The organism is Niveispirillum cyanobacteriorum (genome assembly GCF_002868735.1).
Taxonomy (GTDB): Bacteria; Pseudomonadota; Alphaproteobacteria; order Azospirillales; family Azospirillaceae; genus Niveispirillum; species Niveispirillum cyanobacteriorum.
Map to the genome: position 1 here is coordinate 1,451,530 of NZ_CP025611.1, position 17,751 is coordinate 1,469,280.

At 59.1% G+C, this 17,751-nt stretch carries 14 protein-coding genes; 8 read left to right on the forward strand and 6 right to left on the reverse strand.

The window, feature by feature from the left end:
- The first annotated feature begins 62 nt into the window (after nucleotides 1-62).
- Nucleotides 63-191: an entericidin A/B family lipoprotein gene (locus C0V82_RS06525; protein ID WP_082372187.1), complete on the forward strand. Its 129-nt coding sequence runs from the start codon at nucleotides 63-65 to the stop codon at nucleotides 189-191.
- A 9-nt stretch (nucleotides 192-200) separates the two neighbouring features.
- Here C0V82_RS06525 and C0V82_RS06530 read toward each other — a convergent pair whose 3' ends face one another.
- Together C0V82_RS06530 and ettA are read right to left on the reverse strand one after the other, a co-directional pair.
- Entirely contained in the window at nucleotides 201-902 is a 702-nt protein-coding gene (locus C0V82_RS06530; protein ID WP_102111633.1) for a pseudouridine synthase, read from the reverse strand.
- Between the two features lie 156 nt (nucleotides 903-1,058).
- The gene (gene ettA, locus C0V82_RS06535) at nucleotides 1,059-2,735 is read right to left on the reverse strand and encodes an energy-dependent translational throttle protein EttA (RefSeq protein WP_102111634.1); all 1,677 of its coding nucleotides are present in this window, start codon (nucleotides 2,733-2,735) and stop codon (nucleotides 1,059-1,061) included.
- A gap of 358 nt (nucleotides 2,736-3,093) precedes the next feature.
- Between ettA and C0V82_RS06540 the strand changes: the two genes are divergently transcribed.
- From C0V82_RS06540 to greA, 5 genes are all read left to right on the forward strand, one after another.
- Entirely contained in the window at nucleotides 3,094-7,869 is a 4,776-nt protein-coding gene (locus C0V82_RS06540) for an SIR2 family protein (protein WP_102111635.1), read from the forward strand.
- Between the two features lie 124 nt (nucleotides 7,870-7,993).
- Nucleotides 7,994-8,326: a hypothetical protein gene (locus C0V82_RS06545; RefSeq protein WP_054167112.1), complete on the forward strand. Its 333-nt coding sequence runs from the start codon at nucleotides 7,994-7,996 to the stop codon at nucleotides 8,324-8,326.
- A 2-nt stretch (nucleotides 8,327-8,328) separates the two neighbouring features.
- Nucleotides 8,329-8,817: a hypothetical protein gene (locus C0V82_RS06550; RefSeq protein WP_102111636.1), complete on the forward strand. Its 489-nt coding sequence runs from the start codon at nucleotides 8,329-8,331 to the stop codon at nucleotides 8,815-8,817.
- A 195-nt stretch (nucleotides 8,818-9,012) separates the two neighbouring features.
- Nucleotides 9,013-12,297 (forward strand): carbamoyl-phosphate synthase large subunit, encoded by a 3,285-nt coding sequence (gene carB / locus C0V82_RS06555; RefSeq protein ID WP_102111637.1) that lies wholly within the window; start codon nucleotides 9,013-9,015, stop codon nucleotides 12,295-12,297.
- An 82-nt stretch (nucleotides 12,298-12,379) separates the two neighbouring features.
- A complete protein-coding gene (gene greA, locus C0V82_RS06560) occupies nucleotides 12,380-12,853 on the forward strand; it encodes a transcription elongation factor GreA (protein WP_054167109.1) in 474 nt (157 codons plus the stop codon).
- Nucleotides 12,854-13,066: 213 nt separating this feature from the next.
- Here the strand turns inward: greA and ftsE are convergent, their stop codons facing one another.
- Entirely contained in the window at nucleotides 13,067-13,765 is a 699-nt protein-coding gene (gene ftsE / locus C0V82_RS06565; protein ID WP_102113289.1) for a cell division ATP-binding protein FtsE, read from the reverse strand.
- Between the two features lie 293 nt (nucleotides 13,766-14,058).
- Nucleotides 14,059-14,907: a hypothetical protein gene (locus tag C0V82_RS06570; protein ID WP_102111638.1), complete on the reverse strand. Its 849-nt coding sequence runs from the start codon at nucleotides 14,905-14,907 to the stop codon at nucleotides 14,059-14,061.
- A 288-nt stretch (nucleotides 14,908-15,195) separates the two neighbouring features.
- Here C0V82_RS06570 and C0V82_RS06575 point away from each other — a divergent pair, with 288 nt between their 5' ends.
- Nucleotides 15,196-15,756: a hypothetical protein gene (locus tag C0V82_RS06575; protein WP_158659774.1), complete on the forward strand. Its 561-nt coding sequence runs from the start codon at nucleotides 15,196-15,198 to the stop codon at nucleotides 15,754-15,756.
- 12 nt (nucleotides 15,757-15,768) lie between these two features.
- Nucleotides 15,769-16,125, forward strand: coding sequence for a hypothetical protein (locus C0V82_RS06580; protein ID WP_102111640.1), 357 nt, complete (start codon nucleotides 15,769-15,771; stop codon nucleotides 16,123-16,125).
- Between the two features lie 8 nt (nucleotides 16,126-16,133).
- On the opposite strand, the gene moaB is transcribed toward C0V82_RS06580, so the two are convergent.
- Nucleotides 16,134-16,664: a molybdenum cofactor biosynthesis protein B gene (gene moaB, locus C0V82_RS06585; protein ID WP_102111641.1), complete on the reverse strand. Its 531-nt coding sequence runs from the start codon at nucleotides 16,662-16,664 to the stop codon at nucleotides 16,134-16,136.
- A 22-nt stretch (nucleotides 16,665-16,686) separates the two neighbouring features.
- Nucleotides 16,687-17,610 carry a 4-(cytidine 5'-diphospho)-2-C-methyl-D-erythritol kinase gene (locus C0V82_RS06590; protein ID WP_102111642.1) on the reverse strand — a complete coding sequence of 308 codons (924 nt, stop codon included), beginning with the start codon at nucleotides 17,608-17,610 and terminating at the stop codon, nucleotides 16,687-16,689.
- Nucleotides 17,611-17,751: the final 141 nt, after the last annotated feature.

Below are 17,751 nucleotides of genomic sequence, written 5' to 3' on the forward strand. Positions count from 1 at the left end.
CTACACGCTTTTGCGATAATGGGGTAACCGGGATAGATAGTCCCAGAACGATGGATAAGACAATGAAACGCGCCCTGATCCTCACCACCCTCGCCCTGGCCGCCCTGTCGCTTTCCGCCTGCAATACCGTTGAAGGCGTGGGCAAGGACATCAAGAGCGCCGGCAAGGCGATCGAAAAGGGCGCGCAGTAAGAAAGGGCTTCAGGCGGCGAAGACGGACGCGACCTCACCCGCGTCCAGCAGCCGCCATTCGCCCTCTTCCAGGTCGCCCAGCGTCAGCCCGCCGATGGAGACGCGGTGCAGCGTCTCCACATGATTGCCGACCGCCGCGAACATACGGCGAATCTGGTGATACCGCCCCTCGCGGATGGTCAGGCGGGCACGCGTCTCGTCCAGCACCTCCAGCGCGGCGGGCAGCAGCGGCGTCTTTTCCGACTTGAGCATCAGCGTACCTGACGCGAACAACGCCGCCTCCTCCCCTGTCAGGGGCCGGGCCAATTCCGCCTCATAGACCTTGGGCACATTGGCCTTGGGCGAGATAATGCGGTGGAGCAGTTGACCATCGTCGGTCAGCAGCAGCAGGCCCGTCGTATCCCGGTCCAACCGACCCACCGGTGCGATGATCGGGTTGCGATATTCAAACCGCTCCGGCAGCAGTTCATAGACCACGCGACTAGGGTCGCTGGTCGAACAGGTATAGCCTGCCGGCTTATGCAGCATCAGAACGGAGCCCTGAGGCGGGTCCAGTTCCTCCCCATCGATGCGGATATCGGCATGCTCGACCTTGTCCCCATCGGACAGGACAGACCCATCGGCCCGCGTGACGCGGCCTTCCTTCAGCAGCATCTTCACATCGCGCTGGCTGCCATAACCCAGATTGGCGATCAGGCGGACAAGGCGCATACGAATAACCCATTGAAAGATAAGGGCCAGGGATCGCTCCCCGGCCCGGTCGATGCCGTAGGTCAGGTCGAGCCGCAGGCGAGCCCTGACAGATAAGGCTTACAATCCGTTTCTGTCAGGGCGGGGCTGGCGCCCCGACCTGACCTACGGCACCACTTACCGTTCCAGCGGCTTGTACTTGATACGGTGCGGCTGGTCGGCCTCGGCACCCAGGCGCCGGCGCTTGTCAGCCTCGTAATCGGCGTAGTTGCCCTCGAACCAGACCACCTGGCTGTCGCCTTCAAACGCCAGGATGTGGGTGGCCAGACGGTCCAGGAACCAGCGATCGTGCGAGATGACGACGGCGCAGCCGGGGAACGTGGTCAGCGCCTCTTCCAGGGCACGCAGGGTTTCGACGTCCAGATCGTTGGTCGGTTCGTCAAGCAGCAGGACGTTGGCGCCGGATTTCAGCATCTTGGCCAGATGCACGCGGTTGCGCTCACCACCCGAAAGCTGGCCCAGCTTCTTCTGCTGGTCCGGACCGCGGAAGTTGAAGGCGCTGACATAGGCACGGGACGGCATGGACTTCTTGCCCAGCTCGATCACATCCAGACCGCCGGAGATTTCCTCCCAGACGTTCTTCTTGTCATCCAGGCTGTCGCGGCTCTGGTCGACATAGCCCAGCTGCACTGTCTCGCCGACGCGGAAAGTACCGCCATCGGGCTTTTCAGCGCCGGTGATCATGCGGAACAGCGTGGTCTTACCGGCACCGTTGGGGCCGATGATACCGACAATGCCACCGGGCGGCAGGCGGAAGGACAGATCATCGATCAGCAGCCGGTCGCCAAAGCCCTTGCGCAGGTTCTCGGCCTCAATAACGACATTACCCAGGCGCGGCGGCGTGGGGATGACGATACGGGTCTCGCCGATGTTTTCCTTCTGGTTGGCGGACGCCAGCAATTCTTCATAGGCCTGGATACGGGCCTTGGACTTGGCCTGACGCGCCTTCGGGCTGGCGCGCACCCATTCCAGTTCCTGGGCCAACTGCTTCTGCTTGGCACCTTCCTCGCGGCCTTCCTGCTCCAGACGCTTCTGCTTCTGTTCCAGCCAGGCCGAGTAATTGCCCTCATAGGGAATGCCCGAGCCACGATCCAGTTCCAGGATCCAGCCAGTGACGGCATCCAGGAAATAACGATCGTGGGTGACCATCACGACGGTGCCGGCATAATCGGCCAGGAAGCGCTGCAACCAGGCAACGCTTTCGGCGTCCAGATGGTTGGTCGGTTCGTCCAGCAGCAGCATGTCCGGCTTGGACAGCAGCAGCTTGCACAAGGCCACGCGGCGCTTTTCACCGCCTGACAGCTTGGACACATCGGCGTCGCCAGCGGGGCAGCGCAGGGCGTCCATGGCGATCTCGACGGTGCGGTCCAGGTCCCAGGCGTCGGCCGCGTCGATCTTTTCCTGCAAATCGGCCTGCTCGGCCATCAGCGCGTCGAAATCGGCGTCGGGATCGGCCATGGCCTCCGACACTTCGTTGAACCGGTCCAGCAGCGCCTTGGTCGGGCCAACGCCCTCCATGACATTGTCCCAGACATTCTTGGCGGGGTTCAGCTGCGGCTCCTGCGGCAGGTAACCGACCTTCACACCCTCGGCGGCCCAGGCCTCGCCATTATAATCCTTATCCAGCCCGGCCATGATCTTCAGCAGGGTCGACTTACCGGCACCGTTCACACCCAGCACGCCGATCTTGGCGCCCGGATAGAAGGACAGCCAGATATTCTCGAACACCTTCTTGCCGCCGGGATAGACCTTGGTCACACCCTTCATCACATAGACATATTGATACGCGGCCATGGGGGCATCCTTCAGATAAGCGTCTGCAAAAGTTTTGCGGGCCTTGTACCGCAGCGGGACGCGGGGTGCAATCGGGGGGTGGGGTTAGCGGACGTGCGCCCCCCGCAAGATCGTGATTGACGCACCCCCGAAACGATTACCACATTTAGTTAAAATACGAATCCGACATACAAAATACAGAAAATCATAACACCTTTGATATCGACTGCGAGCCAAACAGATTATGAAAGAATGAACACCTATAATTTTATCGCCCATAAATTTCTGTGTAAAACAACTTTGTTCAGAAGCTTAAACTTGACTGAGATCGACAACACATCAATCCTTAGTATTAAAGCCTACAATCGGAACTATCGCCATGAAGCACCTGGGCACCGTTAAAAACCGTAAGCTACGCGAAGACGCCCTTCGCTCATTCGTAAAGGCGTTGCACACCGGTCGAATGGTGGCGGTAACAGGGGCTTTGTCCACAAAGAGCAAAGGCTATCCTTCATGGCCAGAATTCAAACAAACATACGCTTTGGTTGCACTTGATATAACTACCAAGATTTTGGACACAAGAAGGGGCGAAGAAGCTCTGGACTGGACAGCGAGTGGAGCAATAATAAAAGATATTCGCCAGCGATCATTAAGGCTTTTAATTAATTCAGGCGGAGATAGACCAGATTACATTATTTCAACTGCAGAAATTAACAAATACTGGAAAATACTAAACAATAGACAGCACCCCACAATGATAGATGCCCGCGTGGAGATGTGGGCCATTTCTGAGTGCTTCAAGGCTTTGGATCAAGAGCTTGTTTTCAGCCGCGCCGGTCTCGTTATTGACAACGAATACCAGGAGCCAGCCCTTGCTACGTTTCAAAAGCGAATTGCGGCAATTTTTCTTTCACGCACTTACGATGAGTCGAGCAAAGGACATGAAGCCGCGATCACGCCGCTCCTGCGAAGCCTCGGCATACAGCGCATTGCAACGCTAAACTATGACCTGGAGTTGGAGCGCGCTTTGATGCTTCGTCATGACGAGGCCACATTGCTTCGGAATGGCGAACAAGAAATCAGAAAACTCATCAATACATATGTTGCAGGAACGAATAATGAAACCAATGATAGCACCAACCTTAAAGAAAGTCGGCTGAACGTCCTAAGATATGCCGCGAAGTCAAAGCTGAAAGAGCCGGGTGAATCTCATTTCAGCCCCACAGACGAATCTGTAGATCCTGTCGGGAACACAGAAGATCAAGGTCAACGCCCGCCCGCTTCATTACTATCCGGGCGCGTCCGCCCAAAATTGTCCTCGGTTGCCGATTTCATCGGCATGCACGGTTCAGGGAAGCCGATTGTCCAGGAGCATCGCAATCGGCTTTCCCGGACACTTGGCGATGGCCTGTTGGTTGAAAGCGACATCGTTGATCGCGAACGACCGGACCGTCTGTTCGAGTTCGCAGTGGGATCCGCCAGACCAGGCCGCCATATTCTACACCTCCACGGGCGGGCCGACGCACCCGAGTCTCTTGTGATAAATATTCGGCAGTATGATCGGCTTTACCGGCTGGATGATCTCTATCGTGATCCTTTCGATCACAGCTTGCGGGTGTTATTCGGCGGAAACCCGATCCTATTTGTGGGCCTTGGCATGACTGAGCCAGAGTTGAACGAGAAGCTACAGTATTTTGTTTCAAATGCTCCGTTCAGTCGACTTGCCCCCGCCTTTGTGGTTTGGAACCCAACAAAGAAGGAACGTCTTGACCCGCTTTGGCTACAGGAGCGACGACTGGACTTCCGTACCCGTTTGGGCGTGCATCTCATCTATCTAGATGACCTCCCGCCCCCACCGGCTACGTCGGAAACCGCGACTGAGAAAGGAATGTCAGCGGACCAGGGCGCAACAGAGCAAGAAGAAGACAAGACCGAGACCGATCTGAGCCGCGAGATGGCAGCATTGCTGGAACGCCTACCCGAACTCGTACGGCGAGTTGATCGAAGGTTGAAACGACGCGGCGCCTGGCGTTCCATACAGTTACGCCTTGAAGACCGCCTGAAGAACCGACAGGCCGTGCGTCTATGGGGCGCTCTGGCTTTACAGAAAGAGGTCATGGAGCGGGGCATCAACGTGCTGCCGCGTCAGGGTGAATGCTCATATCAAAGCCCAGATAATCTGGTCTTCGCCGCCGCGCATATCGGACAGGGACGCGGTGCCCTTGCTGAAGCCCTGATGAATGGGGCTGAAGGCTGGCTGAGAATAGAGAATATCTATCTGCGGCCGACAGCACCAAAGGACCGACTGCTGATCAACGCCGGATTCAGCTATAATAGTAATGCGGTACTTAATGGAATTTCCCGATTCCTCTCCACACGACTTGTATCTGGGCTCGCAACACAGTCATTCAGCCGCGAGGCTAGCTACGGCGATGGTAGCCTTTTTCAGACAAACAACCCCGTTCTGATCATCATCAATGGCGTCGACCGCTTCTTCAGTTCAGACGGCACCCTGCTCAGTGCAGAGTTGGATCACCTACTGCGCAGTATCCGCCGGGTCAAACAGAACATGGTGCAGGTGCTGCTCCTCGGCACCGAACGGCTGCGCCCCTACTGCGAGGCTCTGGGATGCCATTTGAATATTATCATCAAAATTGAAAAAACATCACACAATACGAAATCTGATAACCAGGGCGCAGTAAACGGCATTGACACCCAGACGTTGCTTGAGAAAATCTGCACCCCAAATCGCCAGTTGAACTCCGCCTATCTTGAGTGGGTCGCCGAGCGTTTCAAGGATTTTGCGCTTAGAGCATCAAATGGCAAATTAAGCCCAGAACTTGATATAACTGATTCCGCCGCTGCTCGGATCGAGCGGGCATTAGATGTTGATCGTAATGGCCTGAATCGTGCATTTTTTGAAGCTTATCTGTTCCCGCCTCTTCTACAATCCTTACAACTTAATTGCCCCGCTACATTTGAAGTACTACGTACCATGTGCTTTATCGGGTCACCTATCCAGGCTGGCATTCTTCTATATGCACCAAAAGTGCGATCCATACTTGCAGAAGACCCTGTAAAGGGGTCAACCAGCATCAAATCCCCTAATGAGATTATTAGCGAGCTAGAGAAAGTTGTCGCTAATTTAATAAAATTACATCTTTTGATTGTTTTTGAACCCTATATTCCCCATTCTGAAGTAGCTGCGTACAGGAAGTATGATGCAGAACAAAAAGTCAATTACGCGCAGAGTGGTGACCCGTCACATATGGGTACGTCCCAATTACACGACCACGGCAAGTACTCTGCCAGAGGTGGTTTCATCGATATCAGAGCAGATAGCGTTCTTCGCCTGAGAGTTGGCCTTCATCGCTCATTGGCTGCCTTTCTCCGGGATCGGCATGGAGCTCCGATCAACGATGCCAAATTGGCGACGACGTTCAATCTATCCATGTTCATGAGCAATCCTGGCGAAGATTACAGCCCAGAACCAAATTTCCACACAGAGCTGGGAGACTTGGTCGATAGCCTCGTAGGCGCTTGGCATGATATTCTTGCAATGCAAAAATTCTGCACATCTCAATTTTTAAAAAAATTAAATAAATTATCTATAAATAAAGAGAAAATGCCGTTAGCGTGCGAAGAAAAAGAAAAAATAATTGACGCTTACAGAGATGGTGTAAAAATAAAGAATGCTGTCAGCAAATCAGCAGAATTGCAAAATGAAATTCAAGATTTATACTCACACAAAGACAGTCATAAATTTATAATCCGCTCCATATTTGCAAGAAGCAGCAGTATGGCTGCATCCTGCCTGCGTGCAGCTCTGTCTCTTGTCCGAGGATATTATTCCACCGCCGCGCTATTGAAACTGGACCAGGGCGACAGGACAAATGTTGATGATAGCTACGGCGCTCTTACTGACCACGCACTTCGATTGGACAGACTCATCAACGGATTCGGTGATTGCTCGGTGGCACGCACAATTTACCGGAAAGTGTTTCTGGCGGAGGGAAACAGCGAACTGAGTGCAGAGTACGCAGCTCATTTAGGGGCCGACCCCTTCTACGAAGATGATCTTGTGTGGCTTCACAATGAAAGAGGTGTTGTCGCACTAGCTCAAGGTAACCTATACGAAGCGCGCGACGCATTCGGCGCTGCCATGGAAATTAATAAGGAACGCGTTGATTTAGATTATCAGGGTAATTATTGGCGACGTATTGCCATTAATATGGTGACAACCCAGATTGAACGGGGACATTTGAAGCCTGCGGAACGCCTATTGGAGCAGCTGGAGACTTCCATTCATACTCAGGTTTCACAAGGCGAGGTGATAACAGCGGGAGAACCGGCAACAATGGGCGCCACGTTACGGCACGCCGACCAGATCCGCGCCCTGTTTCACGCGATCGACCGACCACCACCGATCCGTGGCAACAGCCTGTACTCGCGTGAGCTTATCCTTTGCGTTGCTATGTCTACTGGCTATCGCGCGACGATCGCCCAAATGCGGGGGCGCTACCATGAAGCCAAAGATTTGTTCGAGATAAGCATCAAGATGCTAAGGTGCCTGGGAGAGCAAAGAGCCTTTGCTCATTTTGAGCGGTCATACGCGACCTTGCATATTTTTATCGGAGAGAAGCAAGAAGCTCTGCGGCATATCGAATATGCCATTGCCGCTGCACAGTCAGCCAAGCAGATGGATATCCTGCACCGCTCGCGCGTGGTCCGAGCCGATCTGTGGCACCAGTCGTTCTCCGACCCAAGGGTGCTTCGCCAAGCACAACAGGATATACGTGACGCATTGACCTACGCCGCGGCGTCCGATTGCTACCGGGTGCGGATCGAAGCCAGCACAAGCCTTGCTAAACATGTGCGCCACGGTGGCGATTACGATACTGCTCTCAGATATGCTGCGGATGCTATGACCATTGCATGCCGCTATGGGCATGCCCAACACCGCACTTCGCTCCGGATCGAGATCGGTCAGGCACTTAAGGCGCGCGGTGACCCCAAGTCTGGTGACGCCTTGCTGGATCAAGCCGTCGCGATCAGTACAGGCCGCGGTTTCCATCATATTCTGGAACGCGTACGCTTGGCTCGAAACGAACACATACCCGATCTTCCCACCTTCACCCCACCGACGGTCAGGTGACCTAATTCCTGTTGGCGCCAGTTAGCGCCAACAGGAGTTAGCCCAGGCCCGTCGATACTTATGAATACGTGACGGGTCATTCGATGTGATGTACATGATTGAAGGTTCAAGACAGGAGGTCTTAATGGGCATGTTCGACTTCCTGAAGGTGGATGTCGTTGAGAAGGTGAAGGTGCAGAAATACACCGCGCATCTGAATATCGACGGCAAGGAGCTGACGGTTGCCAATCTGGGCGTCAATTCCGTCACCGTTTCCGGGGCCAAGCTGAAGGTGGGGCAGTCGGTGACGTTCGATCTGAACCTGAAGGACCCCAAGCAGAATTTGAAGCTCAAGGGTGCGGGGACCGTGGCCACGGTGGACAAGAAGGCCGGCACCAAGATCAATTTTACCAGCCTGCCGGAAGAGAGCAAGAAGGCCGTGGCGCTGTTCCTGGCCCGGTTTGCCATCACCCGCTGATCATGATCCCCCCTGCCCTTCAGTTGCTGGCCCTGGCCGCTTGTCTTGTCATTACGGCGCCTCCCGGCCCTGCCTGGGCCGACCGGCCCGCACCGGCGCAGGCGGACAAGGTTAATGGATTCGGCAAGCTGCCCTGGCAGAGCTGGATTGATCCGGCCATTGCCCGCCCCCGGCCCGCGCCACAACGGCGTGACCGGATCGTCTATTCCTTCAACGCGCCTTCACGCGGGTTGATGAAGGCCGATTTGGAATTGTCGCGCCTGTGCCGGCAGGGGCGGTTCAATCAGCTGATCAACCTGCATTACCGGGCGTTCGGGCCGGAGGAGCGGCCCTTTGGCGTTGCCTATGGCCGCATGGCCGTGAACCTGTTCGATCCCACGCGCAGGCGGGACGAGGCGCTGGTCTATTTCTTCAAGGGCCAGGAAAGCACCAACTGCACCGTCTTTACGGCCCGGCAGGCAGACCTTCAGCGCTTTTATATCGGGCCGTAAGGACGCCCGCGTTGCGGTGGCTTCTGCCTCCCACCTGACGCATCCCAGCGCCCCAAGCTCGGCACTTCAATTCACGACCCGACCCCTCTATATAGGCGCCTCAGCCGGGCGCCCCCCGCACCCATTGTGGAGCGGGGGGCGTTTTGCCGCGACCATACTCGCCCTTCCCGCCCGAAAAAGACGGTCCGACTGATCATGCCGAAACGCACCGACATCAAATCCATCTGCATCATCGGCGCGGGTCCGATCATTATCGGACAGGCCTGCGAATTCGACTATTCCGGTGTTCAGGCCTGTAAGGCGCTGAAAGAAGAAGGTTACCGGGTCATCCTGGTCAATTCAAACCCGGCCACCATCATGACCGATCCGGGTCTGGCCGACGCCACCTATATCGAGCCGATCACCCCTGCCGTCGTCGCCAAGATCCTGGAGAAGGAGCGGCCCGACGCGTTGCTGCCCACCATGGGCGGCCAGACCGCACTGAACACGGCACTGGCACTGTTCCATAATGGTACGCTGGAGCGGCTGGGCATCGAGATGATCGGCGCCAAGGCCGATGTCATCGAGAAGGCCGAAGACCGTCTGAAGTTCCGCGACGCCATGGACAAGATCGGGCTGGAAAGCCCGCGGTCGCGCGTGGTGAAGAATTTCGATGAGGCGCTGGACGCGCTGGCCTTTGTCGGCCTGCCCGCCATCATCCGCCCGTCCTTCACGCTGGCCGGCACCGGCGGCGGTATCGCCTTCAACCGGGCGGAGTTTGAGGACATTGTCCGCGGCGGCCTGCGCGCCAGCCCGGTGAACGAGGTCCTGATCGAGGAATCGGTCCTGGGCTGGAAAGAATATGAGATGGAGGTTGTCCGCGACAGCAAGGACAACTGCATCATCATCTGCTCCATCGAGAATATCGACGCCATGGGCGTGCATACGGGCGACAGCATGACGGTCGCCCCCGCCCTGACGCTGACCGACAAAGAATATCAGATCATGCGCAATGCCAGCCTGACGGTGCTGCGCGAGATCGGTGTGGATACGGGCGGGTCGAACGTGCAGTTCGGCATCCATCCCGATACCGGCCGCATGGTCGTGATCGAGATGAACCCCCGCGTCTCGCGCTCCTCGGCCCTGGCGTCCAAGGCCACGGGCTTCCCCATCGCCAAGATCGCGGCCAAGCTGGCCGTGGGTTACACGCTGGACGAGCTGGATAACGACATTACCGGCTCCACGCCCGCCAGCTTTGAGCCGACGATCGATTATGTCGTCACCAAAATCCCGCGCTTTGCGTTCGAGAAGTTCCCCGGTGCCGACAACACCCTGACGACCTCCATGAAGTCGGTGGGTGAGGTCATGGCCATCGGCCGCACCTTCGCCGAGAGCATGCAGAAGGCGCTGCGCGGTCTGGAAACCGGCCTGAACGGCTTTGACGAGATCGACCTGCGCGATGCCAATGGCAATGTCGATCAGGGCCGCCTGCGCCATATGCTGAGCCGTCCGACGCCGGAACGTCTACTGATCGTGGCCCAGGCCATGCGCCATGGCTGGACCGTTGAGCAGATCTACGAAGAGTGCAAGTACGACCCCTGGTTCATGCGCCAGATCGAGGCCATCGTGCAGGAAGAGGCCGCCATCAAGGCCGCCGGCCTGTCGGGCATTGACGCCCAATACATGGCCCGCATCAAGGCCATGGGCTTCAGCGACGCGCGTCTGGCCAGCCTGCTGGGCCAGCCAGAAGCCGCCGTGGCCGCCCATCGCCGCGCCCTGAATGTGCGCCCGGTGTTCAAGCGCATCGACACCTGCGCCGCCGAATTCGCCAGCGACACGCCCTATATGTACTCCACCTATGAAGGCAACGGCCTGGAGCCGGCGGAGTGCGAGGCGGAGCCGACGGACAAGAAGAAGGTCGTCATCCTGGGCGGCGGTCCCAACCGCATCGGCCAGGGCATCGAGTTCGACTATTGCTGCGTCCATGCCGTCTATGCCCTGCAGGAAGCGGGCTATGAGACGATCATGGTCAACTGCAACCCGGAAACGGTTTCTACCGACTATGACACTGCCGACCGTCTGTATTTCGAGCCGCTGACGGCCGAGGACGTGATCGAACTTGTCGAGAAGGAAAAGCAGAATGGCGAGGTTGTCGGCCTGATCGTGCAGTTCGGCGGCCAAACGCCGCTGAAGCTGGCCAAGGCGCTGGAACAGGCAGGATTGCCCATCCTGGGCACCACGCCGGACGCCATTGATCTTGCCGAGGACCGCGAGCGGTTCCAGCAGCTGCTGCACAAGCTGGAACTGCGCCAGCCGGCCAACGGCCTGGCCCGGTCGCTGGAAGAAGCCGTCGCGGTGGCCGAGAAGATCGGCTTCCCCGTCGTCATCCGCCCGTCCTATGTGCTGGGTGGCCGCGCCATGGAGATCGTGCACGATATGGCCGGCCTGCACCGCTATATCGCCACCGCCGTCAAGGTGTCGGGCAACAACCCGGTGCTGATCGACAGCTATCTCCAGAACGCCATTGAGGTGGATGTCGACGCCGTGGCCGATGCCGATGGCGAGGTCTATGTCGCCGGCATCATGGAGCATATCGAGGAAGCCGGTATCCATTCCGGCGACAGCGCCTGCGCCCTGCCCCCCTACACCCTGTCCAAGCCCGTCATTGACGAGCTGACGGTGCAGGCGGTGAAGCTGGCCAAGGGCCTGAACGTGGTCGGCCTGATGAACATTCAGTTTGCGGTCAAGCAGTCCACGGACGGGTCGGGCATCGGCGGCTACGACATCTACATCCTGGAAGTGAACCCACGCGCCAGCCGGACCGTACCCTTCGTGGCCAAGGCCACGGGCACCGCCATCGCCAAGATCGCGGCCCGCGTCATGGCCGGCGAAAAGCTGAGCCAGTTCAAGCTGTCCGGCCCGTTCCCGCCGCATACGGCGGTCAAGGAAGCCGTGTTCCCGTTCAACCGGTTCCCCGGTGTGGACATCCTGCTGGGGCCGGAAATGCGCTCCACGGGCGAAGTGATGGGCCTGGACAAGAATTTCGGTCTGGCCTTCGCCAAGAGCCAGATGGGTGCGGGCGTCACCCTGCCCAAGGAAGGCACCGTCTTCATCTCCGTGCGCGACGGGGACAAGGGCGCCATGGTGCCGGTGGCCGCCAAGCTGCTGGAACTGGGCTTCAAGGTGATCGCCACGCGCGGCACCGCCAAGCATCTGGCCGATAACGGCGTGAAGGTCACTGCCATCAACAAGGTGGTCGAAGGCCAGCCGCACATTGTGGACGCCATGATCAATGGCGACGTGCAACTGATCTTCAACACGACCGAAGGGTCACAGGCGGTTTCCGACAGCTTCAGCTTGCGCCGCGCCGCGCTGACCAATAACATCCCTTACTACACCACGGTGGCCGGAGCCGAGGCGGCAGTTGAAGCCATCTCGGCGTTGAAGGTCGGCGGTCTGGACGTGGCCCCGCTCCAGTCTTACTTGAGCGGCACTTACTAAGGACGGTCTGGTCAGTCGGGGCGGGAAGCCGCCCCGTCGGGCTTGTTTTGTTTCTGGGCTACCTTTACTGGGATAGGGCACGATGGAAAAAGTTCCCATGACGGCTCGGGGGTACAACCGGCTGCAGGATGAGTTGAAGCATCTGAAGAGCGTTGAGCGTCCCGCCGTGATCAAGGCCATCGCGGAAGCCCGCGAGCATGGCGACCTGTCGGAAAACGCCGAGTACCATGCCGCGCGCGAGAAGCAGAGCTTCATCGAAGGCCGTGTCATGGAGCTGGAAGACAAGATCAGCCGCGCCGAAGTGATCGAGCCGACCAAACTGTCCGGCAATGCCGTGAAGTTCGGGGCCACCATCACGCTGGCGGATGAGGACACCGACGAAGAGGTGACCTATCAGATCGTCGGCCAGGATGAGAGCGACATCAAGCAGAGCCTGATCTCCATCACCAGCCCGCTGGCCCGTGCTCTGATCGGCAAGTCGGTCGGCGACAGTGTGGAAGTGACCACGCCCGGCGGCTCAAAGAGCTACGAAATCGTGGGCATCGCCTTCAAGTAAGGCTGTTTCCCAAAGGTTTCTGCATCAAAGCATCAAACCCGCCCGGCCCCGCCGTGGCGGGTTTGGCTTTTTTTTGGGGGGGGGCGGATTACCGGTCGCGCAGAAATCGTAGGTTAGGTCGAGCGCGGCGCGCGAGCCCTAACAGCATTGGACTAAAAGCCTGTTCTGTCAGGGCGAGGCTTCGCCTCGACCTGACCTACGGCAATTTGTCCCCTAAACCGGCTCGTCCAACCCCTCACCCGGCTTCAGCCACCAGGACGCCTCGGCCAGTTTGCCCTCGAACAATTCCAGCATGGGGCGCTTGATCTTATCGATCAGGGGCCAGTCGTGGGTGGCGACGATGACCGTGGTGCCTTGCTTGTTCAGTTCGATGAACAGCCGCATGATCTTCATCGACATGTCGCGGTCGATGTTACCGGTCGGCTCGTCGGCCACGATCAGGGACGGGCTGGTGATGACGGCGCGGGCAATGGCGATCAGCTGTTTCTGGCCGCCCGACAGGGTGGCCGGCAGGGCGCCCATCTTGTCCGACAGGCCGACCCATTCCATCAGTTCGGTTACGGCTTCCTTGATGTGCTTTTCGCCATGGCCGGCGATGCGCAGCGGCAGGGCGACATTGTCATAGGCGCTCATATGGTCCAGCAGGCGGAAATCCTGAAAGACCACGCCGATACGGCGGCGCAGCTCATGCAACCGGTCGCGTGGCACCTTGGACAAAGGCTCCCCGAACAGGGTGATCAGGCCTCTAGAGGGGCGTTCGGAGAGATAAAGCAGCTTCAGCAGGCTGGATTTGCCGGCACCGGTGGGGCCGGTGAGGAACTGAAAGGAACCGGGGGCGAGTTCGAAACTGAGGTCGCGCAGCACCTCCGGCCCATTGCCGTAGCGCAACCCGACATTTTCGAAACGGACCAAACCGCGATCCTCCATCTGGAACACCAATCTGAGAAGGGCTTGACCCTTGGCAGATTGGAGGCTGGCGACCGCCAGCCCGCCGCCCGTGCGGCGTAGCCAAGGCGGCGGATGCCGCCGCCCGGCGATTGAGGGAACTTCAAATAGGCCCCGCCCCCTTGCGGGGGCAGGGCCACACTCAATTACCGGCGCTTCTTCTTATGCCGTCCCGCCGGATGCACCGGGCGCCTTGGCGGCACCGGTGCAGGAGGTGGCGGGGGTGGCGGTGAAGCCTGTGGCGCCGGGTTCGGTTCCTTTCAGGAACAGCCGGCGCCGACTGCCTCCACGCCGCTATCCAGATGGCCACTGTCGCGCACAGGCACCAGACCCACCTTCTCAAACGAAGACAGGGTCTCATCGGCCCAGCTCTTCAGGTCGGTCAGACCGCCATGGCCGGTCCAGACATCGATGCCAAAGCGCTTTTCCAGATCGACCTCGGTCATCTTCAGCGCTTCGCGGACGGAGATCAATTCCCGCTCCAGCAAGGTCCAGATGTCGCTTTCGCAGCGCTTCATGGTGACGATATGCACGCCCATGCCCTGATAGGCCTTCAGGCGCTTGAAGTTGGGGTCGTTCTCATAGGCACCAAAGCCGCCCGAGACCTCATTCAGCACCACATAGCGGCGGCCGATGGGCATCCACTCATTCTTGTCGAAGCTGTACTGGATCAGGCCACGCGCGTCTTCGATGGCCTGACTTTCGGCCTTGGTGGTCACCACCAGATCGATGGGGGGCGAGTTGCGGCGACGCAGCAGCGAACCGGCATTCCGCGCCTCGGCCCAGGCGAACAGCTCCGCCGCGACATTGGCGCCGACATCAATGATGTAACCGCCTTCGAGAACGGTGCGGCCGAATTCGTCCCAGTACTTGATGGCGAGGTTCGGATCGGTGGAGCTTTTGACCTTGGTCAGATCCTCGCCGATACCCAGTTCCTTCACGTTGCGGAACAGGCGGCCGAACTTGGACCGCTGGTTCAGGCTGTCGCTGTCCGCGGCCGCCAGCTTGACGGGCACGCCCTTCTGCTCGTGCTGCAGCACCAGCATCTGGGCCGTCAGGGTCTTGCCCTGCCCACCCGTCTTCGCCATCGAGATGAAGGTCCGCGTCATGCCAATTCTCTCCTGCGCCCAGCCTTGAATATTCGAGTGCGACAGGGGTACGGCCATGCCTTGGCCGCCGCCATTGTCGCAGCGGCGGAATCGTTACCCGTTTTCCCCGTCGCCTTCAATGCCGCCGGGCCGTTAGCCGATAATTTTAGATGAATTTCATTATCGGGCATGTTTGTCGGGTTGCGGCCTTTGCGTGTGTTGACGCAATAGTTCCTAATCTTTGATCGTGTAATGGTCATCATACCTGATAGGATCACGCTGAATATCATCCGAGGGGGAGATGCTACCGTGATCGTTCCCATTCACAAGCAGCGCCTGTCCCTGGCGCCCGTCCTGGCCCGCCTGCGCCTTCTTTTCGCCCTGCTGTTCCTGGGTGGCGTGCTGGCCGGCTGTACGGCACAGCTGGCCCCCCCTTATGACGCATCCATTGCCAATGGCGTCGCCAGCCTGAACCAGCAGGCCATGCTGCTCTATGCCCAGGTGGCAGGCGGTGTCCCGGCCTCCAGCTTCGCGCAGCGCCAGGGCACCTACACGCAGTTGATCGGGCAGGCCAACGCGCTGGCCAATCTGGCCCAGGCGCGGCCCGACCCCACCACCCTGCCGAAATTCCTGGAGTCGAAGGTTAAGGAATGGACCAAGATCCAGACCCTGGCCGCGCCCACGGGCGACATCCTGACCAAGATCGGGGTTCAGTTCACGACGATGCAGCAGGCCGATCAGTCAGGCGGGATCAGCAGCCTGGAGGCCCAGGCCTTCCAGCAGCAATTCAGCATCGATATCCAGCAGGCCCTGACCTATGAGAACGCGCTGGCGCGCGGGGTCGCGCAGCAGCCTGCACCGCAGTCGTAAGGAGACCTTGAGATGACCATCACGCCCATCAACGTCCCCGACCTGATCAACCAGATCAAGACACAGGCCACCGCCATCCTGGGCCAGAATATTGAGACGGCGCAGGGCTTCTCCCAGGAGCAACTGGCGGCCATGGCACAACAGGCGGAAACCATTGCCGGCGGTATCGCATCGGGTGAAATCCGCCCGTCCCTGCAACAGTTCTTCCTGGATCAGTTGAAGCAGAGCGCCCAGAATTTTGTGCGTGTGCTGGTCGGCCTGTCACTGGTGACGGCAGAGCAGCTTTGGAATGGGGTGGTCGGCACCCTGTGGGGCGCCCTATCGGGCGCCACCGGCCTGCATTTCACCCCACCCGCCTGGGGGCAGTGACATACCCCTCACTTCTCCTGCAACCGGGGCATCAGTTCGACCAGGTTGCAGGGGCGGTGGCGGTTATCCAGCTGGTATTTGAGGATCAGGTCCCAACCGTCGCGACAGGCGCTGGGGCTGCCCGGCAGGGCAAACAGATAGGTGCCTTTGGCTACCCCGCCCGTCGCGCGGCTTTGCAAGGCCGAGGTTCCGATCTTCTGATAGGAGAGCATGCGGAACATCTCTCCGAAGCCGTTGATCGTCTTCTCAAACACGCTTTCAAATGCTTCCGGCGTCACATCGCGGCCCGTCAGGCCGGTGCCGCCGGTGGAGATGACGACATCGACGTTTGGGTCGTCGATCCAGACGCGCAGTTGATCCACGATGGCGCGAACATCGTCGCGCACGATGGCGCGGGCAGCCAGCACATGGCCATCGCTGGTCAGCCGTTCCACCAGCGTATCGCCGGATTTGTCATCCGACAGGCCACGCGTATCCGACACGGTCAGCACCGCGATGTTCACGGCCAGGAAACGGCGGGACAGGTCAATGCGGGACATGGTTCCTCTACTCCTGAAAAACTTACGGCCAGTCGAGAAGGGTGACCCCTTCCAGCAGTTCCAGCCCCGATAGGTCATTCAGCAGTGCCGCCGGCTGCACCCACCAGCCGGGACGGATCCCGCCGATCAGTTCAGCCGCCGCCACGGCATGGTCGAAATCGACATACAGCCCGAAACAGGTGGCCCCACTTCCCGACATGCGCGACAGCAGGCATCCCGCCGTCGAATCGAGGGCCGCCAGCACCTGAGTGATGACGGGACTCAACCGCACGGCGGGTGCGGTCAGATCGTTTCGCCGCCCGTCCTTCAGCAGGGCCGCCAGTTCACGGACATCCGTGAAGGATGTGGTCAGCCGGGCGGGTTCTGAAAAGGCCCCTTCCCGCGCCCCAAATACCGCCGGCGTCGGCATGGACACGCCGGGATTGACCAGGACGACCCAGCAATCCTCCGGCAGGTCCGGCGCCGGCGACAGTTCGGTGCCCGTACCCGCGAAATAGCTGGTCCGTGACCCGACGCAGACCGGCACGTCGGCGCCCAGCTTGGCCGCCAATTCCGTGACCGCGGGATGGTCCAGCGGCACATCCCATAGGGCGCACAGCGCGCGCAAGGTGGCCGCCGCATCCGCCGACCCGCCGCCGATCCCCGATGCCAGCGGCAGGTTCTTGGTCAGCTTCACCGTCACATGCGGCTTGCGGCCCAGCGCCTCGGCCAGCCGGAACACGGCCTTGGTCACCAGATTACTTTCCGTGTCCTCCATCAGCAGGGGCAGCGAATGCGGCCCGTGCAGTTGCAGGCTGAAATAGGGGGTGCTTTCCACCTCCACCAGATCATGGGCGCTGGCGAAGGCCACCAGACTGTCCAGCAGGTGATAGCCGTCTTCCCGCCGGCCCAGCACATGCAGATACAGGTTCAACTTGGCAGCGGCATAGGCACGGATGGCGGTCATGGGGCGGCGTCCGAAGGTTGCGGCCGTTGCATTCTGGCAGAGGCCGCGAAATGAAACCACCCCGTTACAATTTTCCGCCGGGCGTGTTGGCGGGTGCGTTTTATAAAGGTCTGCACAAATGGCCGGCGCATGGTCGCGACA